Annotated in this window: 11 protein-coding genes and 1 pseudogene; 2 read left to right on the top strand and 10 right to left on the bottom strand. The window is 64.4% G+C overall.

Annotated elements, in window-relative coordinates; genetic code table 11:
• Positions 1–152: 152 nt before the first annotated feature.
• From BLU15_RS09275 to BLU15_RS09240, 8 genes are all read right to left on the bottom strand, one after another.
• A complete protein-coding gene (locus BLU15_RS09275; RefSeq protein ID WP_090295065.1) occupies positions 153–836 on the bottom strand; it encodes a hypothetical protein in 684 nt (227 codons plus the stop codon).
• Between the two features lie 218 nt (positions 837–1,054).
• Entirely contained in the window at positions 1,055–1,432 is a 378-nt protein-coding gene (locus BLU15_RS09270; protein ID WP_090295064.1) for a MerR family transcriptional regulator, read from the bottom strand.
• A gap of 492 nt (positions 1,433–1,924) precedes the next feature.
• Positions 1,925–2,356 (bottom strand): DUF1810 domain-containing protein, encoded by a 432-nt coding sequence (locus tag BLU15_RS09265; protein ID WP_090295062.1) that lies wholly within the window; start codon positions 2,354–2,356, stop codon positions 1,925–1,927.
• 41 nt (positions 2,357–2,397) lie between these two features.
• Entirely contained in the window at positions 2,398–3,384 is a 987-nt protein-coding gene (locus BLU15_RS09260; protein WP_090295061.1) for an aldo/keto reductase, read from the bottom strand.
• A 177-nt stretch (positions 3,385–3,561) separates the two neighbouring features.
• Positions 3,562–4,146, bottom strand: a complete 585-nt coding sequence (locus tag BLU15_RS09255) for an IMPACT family protein (protein ID WP_090295059.1) — start codon at positions 4,144–4,146, stop codon at positions 3,562–3,564.
• Between the two features lie 220 nt (positions 4,147–4,366).
• Entirely contained in the window at positions 4,367–8,074 is a 3,708-nt protein-coding gene (gene putA, locus BLU15_RS09250) for a trifunctional transcriptional regulator/proline dehydrogenase/L-glutamate gamma-semialdehyde dehydrogenase (protein ID WP_090295057.1), read from the bottom strand.
• A gap of 186 nt (positions 8,075–8,260) precedes the next feature.
• Positions 8,261–8,575 carry a YkgJ family cysteine cluster protein gene (locus BLU15_RS09245; RefSeq protein ID WP_034797263.1) on the bottom strand — a complete coding sequence of 105 codons (315 nt, stop codon included), beginning with the start codon at positions 8,573–8,575 and terminating at the stop codon, positions 8,261–8,263.
• Between the two features lie 40 nt (positions 8,576–8,615).
• The gene (locus BLU15_RS09240; RefSeq protein ID WP_034797261.1) at positions 8,616–9,422 is read right to left on the bottom strand and encodes a 2', 3'cyclic nucleotide phosphodiesterase SpdA; all 807 of its coding nucleotides are present in this window, start codon (positions 9,420–9,422) and stop codon (positions 8,616–8,618) included.
• Positions 9,423–9,622: 200 nt separating this feature from the next.
• Here BLU15_RS09240 and BLU15_RS09235 point away from each other — a divergent pair, with 200 nt between their 5' ends.
• Positions 9,623–10,657: a proline racemase family protein gene (locus tag BLU15_RS09235; protein WP_060581832.1), complete on the top strand. Its 1,035-nt coding sequence runs from the start codon at positions 9,623–9,625 to the stop codon at positions 10,655–10,657.
• Positions 10,658–10,749: 92 nt separating this feature from the next.
• On the opposite strand, the gene BLU15_RS40835 is transcribed toward BLU15_RS09235, so the two are convergent.
• Together BLU15_RS40835 and BLU15_RS40830 are read right to left on the bottom strand one after the other, a co-directional pair.
• Positions 10,750–11,088, bottom strand: a complete 339-nt coding sequence (locus tag BLU15_RS40835; protein ID WP_309139233.1) for a tetratricopeptide repeat protein — start codon at positions 11,086–11,088, stop codon at positions 10,750–10,752.
• A pseudogene (locus BLU15_RS40830) lies at positions 11,065–11,610 on the bottom strand (sel1 repeat family protein); the annotation flags it as partial. The gene BLU15_RS40835 and the pseudogene BLU15_RS40830, both read right to left, overlap by 24 nt.
• A gap of 210 nt (positions 11,611–11,820) precedes the next feature.
• Here BLU15_RS40830 and BLU15_RS09225 point away from each other — a divergent pair.
• Positions 11,821–12,444: a FecR family protein gene (locus BLU15_RS09225; RefSeq protein ID WP_089043361.1), complete on the top strand. Its 624-nt coding sequence runs from the start codon at positions 11,821–11,823 to the stop codon at positions 12,442–12,444.
• Positions 12,445–12,454 lie beyond the last annotated feature (10 nt).

Below are 12,454 nucleotides of genomic sequence, written 5' to 3'. Positions count from 1 at the left end.
GACGCGCCTCTCACATCCTTCAAGTGTCTTCGTTTGCAGCGTTCCGCGGGCCAGGCTTGCGGCTGGTAAATCGCGGTGCCGCTCCTTCACTGGATCCGAATCGAGCAGTCAGCGGCCCTGAGGGCTCGCGTTCCCTCAATCCGGTAGGCCGATCAGGACTGGCCCAGGCTGTAGCCCTTCTCGACGAGCCAGGCATCGTGAAGCCACTTTTCCGTTCCGCGGCGTCCGGGAAAGCTGATCCAGTGAATGTCGCGCTCGAAGACCATGACCTTGCGGTCCGCGCCGACGATGACCCACATCCAGAGGCCGTCGGCCTGGTTGCGCATCTTGACCTTCATGCCCGTGAGGGTCAGGTCCTCGGTGCGTCCCTTGCGGGTAACCCGTAGCGGCTCGTCATGCGGGTCGATCCAGCTGATCCTCATTCCCGGCAGAAGGTCCGGCGCCGCTTCACGCAGGAAGTCCATGGCGATTGCCTGCGCTTCCTCGCGTGTCGGCAACAGGTGGCGGACTAGGTCCAGATCGATCCGGGCAAAACCCTTGAGGCGGCCGTCGTCGGCGATGACGGTGCTGAAGTGCTCGCCGCCGAGGGCGGCATTGCGTCCGTCGGCGCGCTCGTAGCGGACGAGTTCCGCAGCTTCACCATCGACGACGGCGGTTCGGCGGGCTGCCTCGCGGTAACCGGCGGGCATGAAGGCGCCGATGGTGGCGGCTGCGGGGTGGGCACTGCCGGTCGCGGCTGGCGTTGCCTTGGTCTCTGCCAGGGCCATGTTTGCGGTTGCCGTGACGGCGACAAGGCCGAGGGCGGCAAGGACCGCGAGAGGGCATCTATGCGGCATGTCCAGAGCTCCTTTTGTCTGGTTTGGGGGGGGCGGAAGGTGGTCATGAGATCGAGCCCTGCGATCGCGGATCGCCAAGGAGAGCGCTCAAGAAGCTGACGCTGCCGACAACGGAAGCGGAGCCGGCGCGGGCCGAGCCAGTAGGGCAAGTGAACCCATTAGCGTAACCTGACGTCAAGTGTAGATCAAGCATATGCCAAATCCCATTGGTGCCGCGCTTACTTTTGCCGCGCCTCGGAGATCAGCCCGTGCATGCGGGCGATGTTGTTTTCGAGGTCCCGTTTGAATGCAGAGAGTTCGTCGAGTTGGGCGTTCGTCTTGTCGAGTTGGGCTTGCAGGATTTCCAGCACGCGCTCCTTTCCCCGGATGCCGCTTGTATCCTCGAAATAGAGGTCGATGACAGCGGCGATCTCGTCGAGGCTGAGACCGAGACGCTTCAGCGCCGCGATCTTCTCCAGTCGTTTCGCGGCGGTCTCGTCATAGTATCGGTAGCCGGCCCCTTCGCGCTCGGCCGGCTTCACCAGGCCCAGCCGCTCGTAGTAATGGATCGTGCGGTGGCTGACGCCGGCCCGTTCCGACAGTTCCCCAATTTGCATGAGCGACGACAATCCGGCACCTATCTAAACCTGACGTTGGGTGTAGATTTAGAAGGCAATCTGCCATTCGTCAATGGTTGTCGTGCCGCTTGTTTCGCGCCCGTCAGTGGCAGCCTCGGCGACGCTGACCTTCGAAAGGATTAGGAGACAATAATATATGTTAGTATATAATGATTTACGCTGCTCGTACGCGGTGTCACGGCGGCAATGGGCCGGGCCGCAACGATCAAGAATCCGATCACGAAAGCGCGGGCGGGTTCACGATCTTTTGACGCCGAAGTGTGAAAATCGGTCCCTCGGCTTCCTATATGAAGGGGGAAGGGGCCGCTGAAGAAGGGAGGTGCCGATGTATCGCTATATGATGAAAGAACTGCTGGTGATTGTTGCTGGCCTTTCGGTTTGTGCCTTCATGATCCTGTTCTTCCTGATCCATTCGACGCCCAACCTCTGACGGTCGCCGAAACGCGCATCTTGAGCGCTTGAACGCCGGCATCAATGCCGTTGCGCCAGGATTTCCATAGTGCGCCGATCCTTCTCTCCCGCGAAATAGCGCGCAAGCGCCGCTCCGAACGGCCCCCCGTCTTTCTCGACCTCGGCAAACAGGGTCATCGATGACCGGAACTTCATGTCATCGGGGCTGGAGAAAATGTCGTGGGCCGATCTGCCCGTAACCGCATTGGTCCGCTCGGTGCATTCGCGCAGCCTGGGGCCGAGCGCCGGATGGGCGAGATAGGCCGACGCTTCGCCGAGCCCGGATATCGCATAGCGCTCTGCCATTGCCGAATGGCCAAGGCCAGCAAGCTGCGGAAAGACGAACCACATCCAGTGCGTTCGCTTTTGGCCGTGCGCGAGTTCATCGAGGACCGCGGCATAGACGCGGTCCTGTGCGGTGACGAACCGCTGCAGATCGAAGGGATCGCTCATGTCGCTGCCCCCCTTTGGTCGCCCCGTCGGTGAGGCGTCAGTTACCAGCGATGATGAACATGAACCTTCACCAGCCGCTCGTAAACCGCGGCAATCGCCGCCTTGGTCTCGTCGTCGATGGCGGCAAGCGCGCTGGCAGCGGCGTTGGATTGCGCCTGAGCCTCACTACGGGCGCCCGGGATCACCACGGAGACCGCCTGCTGCTCGAGGATCCAGCGGAGCGCAAACTGCGCCATCGGCACGCCCTCGGGCACCAGCGGGCGAAGCTGCTCGACGGCTTCCAGCGCCGCCTCGAACGGCACACCGGCAAAAGTCTCGCCGACATCGAAGGCTTCGCCATGGCGGTTGAAGTTGCGGTGGTCGTCGGCTGCGAATGCGGTATCCTTGCTGATCTTGCCGGAAAGCAGCCCCGAGGCGAGCGGCACGCGCACGATGACGCCAACATTCTTTTTCTGCGCTTCCGCGAAGAACAGTTCGTGCGGACGCTGGCGGAAGATGTTGTAGATGATCTGCACGGTCGCAACGCCGGGATATTCGATCGCTTTCAGCGCTTCCTCGACCTTTTCGACCGAGACGCCATAGTGGCGGATCTTGCCCTTGGCAACGAGCCGGTCGAGCGCGCCGAACAGTTCCGACCTATAGTAGACCTCGGTCGGCGGGCAATGCAGCTGCACCAGATCGAGCGTCTCGACGCCGAGATTTGAAAGGCTGCGGTCAATGAAGGCCTCGATGTTTTCGCCGGTATAGCCTTCGGTCACATGCGGGCTCAGCCGGCGGCCGGCTTTGGTTGCGACGAAGGGCTTGTCGCCCCCGCGCTCCTTCAACACCGCTGCAATGATCTTTTCGGAGCGGCCGTCGCCATAGACATCGGCGGTGTCAACGAAGGTGACGCCAGCATCGAGCGCGGCATTGAGCGCGCGCTTGCCGTCTGCCTCGCTGACATCGCCCCAGGAGCCGCCAATTTGCCAGGCGCCGAAGCCGATTTCGGATATGGTTGCGCCGGTCTTGCCAAGAACTCTCGTCTTCATCGTGCTGTCTCCTGTTTGTGCGTCGCGGATCATACGCTGGCTGGGGCGCTTCTAATATGACTGTTCGGATCGAGTAAATTAGCGCGGGACGTGGCGCAGGATACCGCGCACATTTTTCGGCAGTGACCCGTTCGTTGCGGTCGGTGCTGCGCCGTGGGGTTTCTCGGACCTAAGGGGCTAGTCGTCCAGCGAAACCACGGACTTGCCGCGGCTGAGGTCAAGGACCATGGCGAGGATCGCCTCCGCCTCGTCCTTGCGAAGCTCCACCGCCAGCACAGGCCCCTTGTCGGTGAAGCTCTCATTGATGATCGCCACATCGCGCGCGAGAAGCCGCGCCTTGATCAGCGCCATGTCGGAAAAGTCGAGGGCGACGGTGGCGCGCACGGTCTCGATCATCTCGATCTTTTCCGCCGCCCTGAGGCACAGCGCCGCCGTGCCGCCATAGGCGCGCACCAGGCCGCCGCTGCCGAGCAGGATGCCGCCGAACCAGCGGGTGACCACGACCGCGACGCGGTCGAGCTCCTGGCCGTCTATGGCCGCGAGGATCGGTTTTCCGGCCGTGCCGCTCGGCTCGCCGTCGTCACTGAAGCGATAGGCCTGGCCGATGCGCCAAGCCCAGCAATTGTGGTTGGCGGTAGGATCGGAATGGGCGGCGAGGAAGTCTTTTGCCGCCTGTTCATCGGTAATGGGCGCGGCAAAGGCCAGAAACCGGCTCTTCTTGACGTCCTGGTTTGCCGTTTCGGTGCGCTTGAGGGTGAACATTGCTGCTTCCGTTTCTCAGACGCTGATAACGGATTGTTGGGGGCGGCGCCACGGTGGATGCAGCTTGTGCTCTGGTAGATGCGGTCACGATGGAGACCGCACACACTTCGCCGTTGTCCCGGAACGAGTGCAGGGGCGAGGACGCCCTATTGGTGAAATGTCAGTCAGTTTAGCCCTCTCCCACGACGGGGAGAGGGCGCTTCGCAAGATATGGAACCGATCAGCCGATCGCCATCAGGCTGGCATTGCCGCCGGCCGCTGCCGTGTTGATCGAGGTCGAGACCTCCTCGAGCAGCCAGTTCAGGCAATAGGCGTCGGGGTTCTTGACGATCTCTTCGCTCGAAGCCGCCTGGACGAGAACGAGCGGGCCGGGAAGGCCGGCGATCGTCTTGCTGACTTCGCGCACGCGGGCACCGTCACCTTCGACGAGCGCGCCTGCGAACGGACCGTCGGCGGCCCAATCCTTCGACCAGGAAAGGCGTGCGGCGATGCTCGCCGGCAGATCCTTCAGCGAAGCCTGCAGACCGGAAGCCGCGTCGACGACGACGGTGTTGCCGGTCGCAAGGGCGGCACCCAGCTGGTGGTAGAGGCCGGTTTCGGTGGTCGGAACCAGCAGCACGCGGCCACGCGGATGCAGCGCATAGAGGTTGCGCTCGCCGACCGGGCCCGGAAGTTCCGAGTGAAGCCCGAGGGCCGAGTTGCTGCCGGCGGTGCGGGCGGCTTCGGCTTCCGCCTTTTTACCCTTGCCGTCGAGCCACTTGGCAAAGTCGAGCAGAACAGGATCGGTGTGAACCGAGCTGTGCTGCGGCGGGACCGGGGCGGTGGCGACGAGGCGGCCGAGATAGAGCGGGCCGCCAGCCTTCGGGCCGGTGCCGGAGAGGCCACGTCCGCCGAAGGGCTGAACGCCGACGACGGCGCCGATGACGTTGCGGTTGACGTAGAGGTTGCCCGCCTTCACCCGCGAGGTGACGTGGGCGATGGTCTCGTCGAGGCGCGTGTGCAGACCGAAGGTGAGGCCGTAGCCGGTGGCGTTGATGTCGTCGATCAACCGGTCGAGATCGTCGCGGCGGTAGCGGATGACGTGCAGAACCGGACCGAAGACTTCGCGCTTGAGGTCCGAGAGCTTGTCGAGCTCGACGATCGTCGGCGGCACGAAGGTGCCCTGTTCGGTGCCGGAAGCAAGGCCGATCTGCTCGACCTTGCGGCCGAGGCCGCGCATGGCATCGATGTGCTTCTCGATGATGCCCTTGGCCTCAGCGGTGATAACAGGGCCGACATCGACCGAGAGCCGGTCGGTGCGGCCGATCTTGAGCTCATGCAGCGCACCCTTCAGCATCGAAAGCGTGCGGTCGGCAACGTCTTCCTGCAGGCAGAGTACACGCAGCGCCGAGCAGCGCTGGCCGGCGCTGTCGAAGGCCGAGGCGATGACGTCGCCGACGACCTGTTCGGCAAGTGCCGAGCTGTCGACGATCATGGCGTTCTGGCCGCCGGTTTCGGCAATCAGCGGGATCGGCCGGCCGGCGGGCGACAGTCGATCGGCAAGCTGCGCCTGGATCAGGCGGGCGACTTCGGTCGAGCCGGTGAACATCACGCCGGCGATCTCAGGCGCGGCAACGAGCGCCGCACCGATGCGGCCGTCGCCGGGGAGCAGCTGCAGCGCGTCGGCTGGAATGCCGGCCTCGTGCAGAATGCGCACGCCTTCGGCGGCGATCAGCGGGGTTTCTTCAGCGGGCTTCGCCAGCACCGGGTTGCCGGCGACGAGCGCGGCGGCAATCTGGCCGGCGAAGATCGCCAGCGGGAAGTTCCATGGGCTGATGCAGACGATGGGACCAAGCGCCTTGTGAGCCGGGCCGAGCGTGCGACGCGTCTGTTCGGCGTAGTAGCGTAGGAAGTCGATCGCTTCGCGCACTTCGGCAATGGCGTTCGGCAGCGACTTGCCGGCTTCGCGGGCGATGAGGCCAAGCAGGGTCGGCATGCGCGCCTGCATCAGGTCGGCAGCGCGGGTAAGGCAGGCGGCGCGCTCGGCGGGCGAGACGGCGGCCCAGCTCGCGGCGGCCTTGGCGGCAAGCGTCGCTGCCTGGCGGGCGTCGGCTTCCGATGCCTCGGTGACCGAGCCGACCACGTCGCGGTGGTCGCCGGGGTTGACGACGGCGCGGGTTTCGCCGGAGGCGGGCCCCGTTGCCAACTGCGGAACGGCCTTCCAGTTAACCGTCGCACTTGCCTGGAGCGCTGCGGTCAGCGAAGTCAGGCCGGCTTCGTTCGAAAGGTCGAGACCGGCGGAGTTGCGGCGCGTGTCGCCGAAGAGGTTGTCGGGCAGCGCGATCTGGTCGTGCGGTGCGCCAACGACCGGCATCGCGCGCACGATCTCGACCGGATCGGCAATCAGTTCGTCGACCGAGACCTTCGGGTCGGCGATGCGGTTGACGAAGGAGGAGTTCGCACCGTTTTCGAGCAGGCGGCGAACGAGGTAAGCCAGCAGCGTCTCATGGGTGCCGACCGGCGCGTAGATCCGGCAGGGACGGTCGAGATTGCCCTTGCCGACCACCTCGTCATAGAGCGGCTCGCCCATGCCGTGCAGGCACTGGAACTCGTACTTGCCGACCTTGAAGTCCTTGCCGGCCATTTCGTAGATGGTCGCCAGCGACTGGGCGTTGTGGGTCGCGAACTGCGGGAAGATCACGTCGGTTGCGGCCAGCAGCTTCTTGGCACAGGCGATGTAGGAGACGTCGGTGTAGATCTTGCGGGTATAGACCGGAAAGTCTTCGAGACCGTCGAGCTGCGCGCGCTTGATCTCGGCGTCCCAGTACGCGCCCTTGACGAGGCGCACCATGACGCGGCGGCCGGCGCGGCGCGCAAGGTCGATGATGAAGTCGAGCACGTAGGGGCAGCGCTTGCCATAGGCCTGGACGACGAAGCCCATGCCGGCCCAGCCGGCGAGATCCTTGTCGAGGCAGAGTTCTTCGAGCAGGTCGAGCGAAAGTTCGAGACGGTCGGCTTCCTCGGCGTCGATGTTGAGGCCGATGTCGTATTTCTTGGCGATAACGGCGAGCGCCTTCACCTTCGGCAGAAGCTCATCCATGACACGCGACGCCTGCGAACGGGCGTAGCGCGGGTGCAGCGCCGAAAGCTTGATCGAGATGCCGGGGCCTTCATAAATGCCGCGGCCGGCCGATGCCTTGCCGATGGCATGGATCGCCTGCTCGTAGTCGCGGTAGTAACGCTCCGCGTCGGCAGCCGTCGTCGCCGCTTCGCCGAGCATGTCGTAGGAATAGCGGAAGCCCTTCTGCTCGAGTGCGCGCGAACGGCGCAGCGCCTCGTCGATGGTTTCGCCGGTGACGAACTGTTCGCCCATCATGCGCATTGCCATGTCGACGCCGCGGCGGATGACCGGCTCGCCGCAGCGGGCGATCAGGCGGGTGAGCGCGGCGGAAAGGCTGCGGTCGTTGACGGTTGAGGTCAGCTTGCCGGTGACGACGAGGCCCCAGGTGGCGGCGTTGACGAACAGCGAGCGGCCACCGCCGATATGCGACTTCCAGTCGCCGTCGGCGATCTTGTCGCGGATCAGCGCGTCACGCGTCGCGGTGTCCGGAATGCGCAGCAGCGCTTCGGCCAGGCACATCAGCGCCACGCCTTCCTGGCTGGAGAGCGAATATTCCTGCACGAGGCCTTCGACGCCCGAACCCTTGTGCTTGGCGCGTAGCGCTTCGATCAGCTTGCGCGCCGTCTTGGCGGCGGCCGCGCGGGTGGTGGCGTCGAGCGTTGCGGCTTCGACCAGCGCCGGCAGCGCTTCCGTTTCCGGCCGGCGGTAGGCGGCGGTGATCGCCTGGCGCAGCGTGCTCTGCGGTCGGACTGGCGGGGCGAACTCGGCAAAGGGAGCCTGAGGCGCGCCGGTCTCTGCAGTGGTCTTGTGAAGCGGTGTCTGGCTCATCGAGCGCTATCCTCCGGGAAGCGGTTTTGAAGGCGCGGCGCGCCCTCGATCGTGGGCGGAAAATACGCTTCCTTTCGCCGTACATCCATCCGGCAAATTTGATCTTTGGCGGAATGTTTCACCGTCCCACGCGCACGGCGCCGCAGAGGATGCGGAATGTTCGCAATATCGCCGGATGATCCGGTGTTATGCAGCCTTGCCGAAATGCTTCTCGCGGGCCATCAGGCACTCGTCATCGCCCGGCATGCAGGTGCGACAGACGATCGGTCGGATCGCGTAGATCTTGCAGCCGACATGGTCGCCGAGCTTGCCGTTGAGCGCCAAGCAGCGATCGTCCTCGCAACGCATGCCACCGAGATCGGCGGACACATACTCCGCCGGGATCAGGTCGAGCTCCTCGTCCGTCTCCAGCGAGAAACGCGGCCAGTCGGCCGAATAGGCGCAGCAGGCGCCGCAGCTCTGGCAATCGAAGCTTTCGTCGAGGGATACGGGTTCGGTCATGCCGTCAAACTAGCATGAAGGCCGTGCGTTCGAAATGGCCTTACGCGATGGCGGCATCCCGGCGAGCGATCTCGTAGTCCTCCGTATGCACCAGCACGCCATCGGCGGTCACGACAGCGATGCCATAGGCCGCCGGCTCGTCGACCGACAGCGACGCGTCCGGTGCGTCGAAGGGCATCGGCTGCTGGTGCACCGGGCTCTTGAAGACCGAGAAGGGAATGCCGCGGGAAGAACCACTGATCGTGCGGTGCACATGGCCGGCGAAGATGTGCCGGACATTGCCGTGCCGTTTGACGAGATCATAAAACTCCGCCTCGTTGGCGAGCCGGATCATGTCCATGCCGCTAAAGCCGGTCCTGTGCGGCGGGTGATGCATGAAGATGAGCACCGGCCGGTCGCCGGCATCGGCCAATTGCCGGTCGAGCCAGGCGAGCCGCTTGGCGCAAAGTACGCCGGCATGGCTGGTCGGATAATCATAGGGCGGGGCAAACAGCGTATCGAGCAGGAGGACGCGGCAGTCGGCAAAATCGATCGCCTGCTGCACGAAGCCGTTCTCGTCGGTCTCGGCATCGGCAAAGACGTCGCGGAACACCTCGCGCCGGTCATGATTGCCGATGGTGATGGCGACCGGCGGCGTAAGCTGATCGATGAGCCGCTTCAGGCGCTCGTAGGACGCGCGGTCCGCGTAGTGGGTGAGGTCGCCCATGAAGACCACCCGGTCTGCGTCCGCATGGTAGCGGTTGACATGCGCGATGCCGTTGGCCAGCCGCTGATGGGGGTCAAGGCCGATGATTGTCGTACCCTCGGGCACCATATGCAGGTCGGTGAAGATGATCAGCTTTGTCATGGAGTTCCAGAGGGTTGCGTCCGATTGGCCCAAGCTGTCGCGCCGACGGGCGTGCGTCAAGCCGCATCTTTGGGCTCGACAGACGAACTGCGGCCCGCGGTTTTTCTTGCGGGCGCGCGCGGAAAGCGGTAATGCAGGCGCATCTGATATATCAGCCATGGTCGCCGCTAAGGCTATGGCAAACGCGTTGGAGAAACGGCATGCGGTGGAAGCGCACGATCCAGTTGCTGGACGTTCATTGCGAGGGTGAAATCGGCAAGGTCGCGATCGGCGGCGTGCCGAAGATCCCGGGCAACTCGATCGCCGAGCAGCTCAACCACATCAACACGGTCGATGACAGCCTGCGCCGGTTCCTGTGCCTGGAGCCGCGCTCCGGCTCGATCGGGTCGGTCAACCTTCTGGTGCCGCCGAAGCGGCCGGAAGCCGATGCCGGCTTCATCATCCTGCAGGCCGACCAGGCCCATGCCATGTCCGGCTCGAACTCGATCTGCGTCACGACCGCGCTCTTGGAATCCGGCATCATAGAGATGAAGGAACCCGAGACCGTCGTCATGCTCGACACTGCCTCCGGCCTCGTCAAGGCGACCGCCACCTGCCGCGACGGCCGCTGCGAAAAGGTGAAGCTGACGATGGTGCCGTCCTTCGTGCATGAGCTCGACGTCGAGGTCGAGACGCCGAAGTGGGGCAAGATCAAGCTCGATCTCTGCTACGGCGGCATCTTCTACGCCCTGGTCGATGTCGGCCAGATCGGTACCACGATCGACAAGGCGAACGCCCGCGAGATCGTCGAAGCCGGCATGATCCTGAAGGACATCGTCAACCGCACCATCCCCGTCGTTCATCCGGAAATCCCGGAGATCAAGGGCGTCGCCTATGTGATGTTCCGCGATGTCGAGGCTGACGGCACGATCCGCACCTGCACCACGATGTGGCCGGGCCGCGTCGACCGCTCGCCTTGCGGCACGGGCAGCTCCGCCAACCTTGCGACGCTGCATGCGCGCGGCAAGGTCAAGGTCGGTGACGTCCTGAAGTCCCGCTCGATCATCGGTTCGGAATTCGAAGTGGGCCTCGAAGGGGTCACGACTGTTGCCGGTCGCGAGGCGATCATCCCGACCATTGCCGGTCGCGGCTGGACCTTCGGTCTGCACCAGGTGGCGCTCGACCCGTTCGATCCGTTGGCCGATGGCTTCGCGCTCACCGATACCTGGGGGCCGCAGGCAGGCGAAATCCGCTAGTCGGTCGCGTTCTTAGGGGGTGTTCTAAACGAAAACGCGGGCCGAAGATCATGGGATCTCCGACCCGCGTGGCCCTTGGGAGGCGTGTTCGATTACTTGATGCGGCTTGCCTTGGGGAGCATGGCTGTCTCAAACCCATCGCTTACGCTGAGTGCGGCGAGCTTCTGGCCGGCAAACGCATCGCCTTCATTGGCGGCCTTGCGGAAGATTTCCCGTGCCGCAGGGATGTCCTTGTTGATGCCTTCGCCGTTCTCGAGCATCAGGCCGAGATTGACCATGGCATCGACATTGCCCCTGTCGGCGGCCAGCCGGTAGAACTTGGCGGCCTTCGCGTTGTCCTCAGCGACCAGCTTTCCTTCGTCCAGGATGACCGCGAGATTGAAGGCGGCGACGTCGTCGCCGGCGAGGGATGCCCGCTCGAACCATGCGATCGCGAGTTCGCCGTTGACCGAGGTTCCCATGCCGTCGCGATAGGAGACGCCGAGATTGTAGGCGGCGAGAATGTTGCCGGCGGCGGCGGCCTTCTGGTTCAGCGCGAATTCGGTGGCGGTATCGCCTTCTTCGCCGACGAGAACGGCATAGTTGGTCATGGCCAGCGCGTGGCCATGTTCGGCGGCTTCGCCGAGAATGCGTTGCGACTGGATCTTCTGGCCGGCCTTGTCGAGAACGCGGGCCAGCTGAAACTCGGTGCGGGCGCCACTCTTCTGGTTATAGGCCTCGCGGCAGGCCGACAGCGCGACGCCGATCTTGATGTCCTCAGTGGCAACGGCCGGGAAGGCCATATTGCGTTGCAGGTCGAAAATGCTGCCTGCCTCGCGGTCGCAGACGTCGGCTGCGGAAAGCTCGGCGGCGCGGGCTGAAGGAAGTGCGATCGCAGCAACCGCCAGCAAGCTGACGACAGCCAGGAATACGGCGTTGATGATGCGGGTGCCGGATGCGCTGCGATTTTCCATGAAGCTCTCCCTTCTCTTGACGGTGAACTTATCCCTGCTCGTTGGAGACGGCTGTTCCGGCGGGAACAGCCCGGCAACGAAAGCTCGGGCGAAGTGGCGAGGGACTGCTGCGGGCCGGCCCTGCGCCCGCTTGCATCCGGGAGCGCCGGGGCTATCCTCGCAAGGCGGCAGCGATACGGGAGATAAGCGATGGAAGATCTGGCAGCGTCGATGCGCAAGATGCTGGTGAGCCGGCGCGTCGTCGTCGGCGGTCTGTTGCTGACGGCGGTCGGCGGTGGTGCTACGCCCGCCTGGGCAGGCTCAGCCCTTGGCGAGGCAACGGAGATCCGCGGCGATGTCCGGCTGAGGCAGGCAAAAAAGGATAAGCCACTCGCCGTCGGCGGTCAGCTGTTCGAGAACGACCGCGTGCACACGAACGCCGAGAGTTTTGCAACCTTGAATCTGGGCACGGATACGCGCGTGCTTCTGGGCGCCGAAACCGAACTGCTCGTCGATAGCTTCATTGCCGGGCAGGGCGGCACGCTCGAGCTTGGAACGGGTCGCATGGTCTTCGACCGGCCTGAGGGGTTGCCGAAGGTCGATGTCGCCGTCCGCACGGCCTTCGGCATGATCGGCGTGCGCGGCACCAAGTTCTTCTGTGGTCCGAGCCGGGCCGCCTTTGCCGTCTTTGTCGAACATGGAAGCGTTTCGGTCGCGCGCGGCGGCGTAACCAAGATCGTCGCTGCGGGGCAGGGGGTGGAGTTTCATCATCGCGGGGACGCCCCGAGCGAGCCCGCCAACTGGGGCGAGGCGCGCATCAAGGAGGCCTATGCCAGCGTCGGCCTGACGCGCTGAGCTGACGCCG

The sequence above is a fragment of the Ensifer sp. YR511 genome (assembly GCF_900103045.1).
Lineage (GTDB): Bacteria > Pseudomonadota > Alphaproteobacteria > Rhizobiales > Rhizobiaceae > Ensifer > Ensifer adhaerens.
This window is presented reverse-complemented; position numbering and strand designations above follow the sequence as displayed.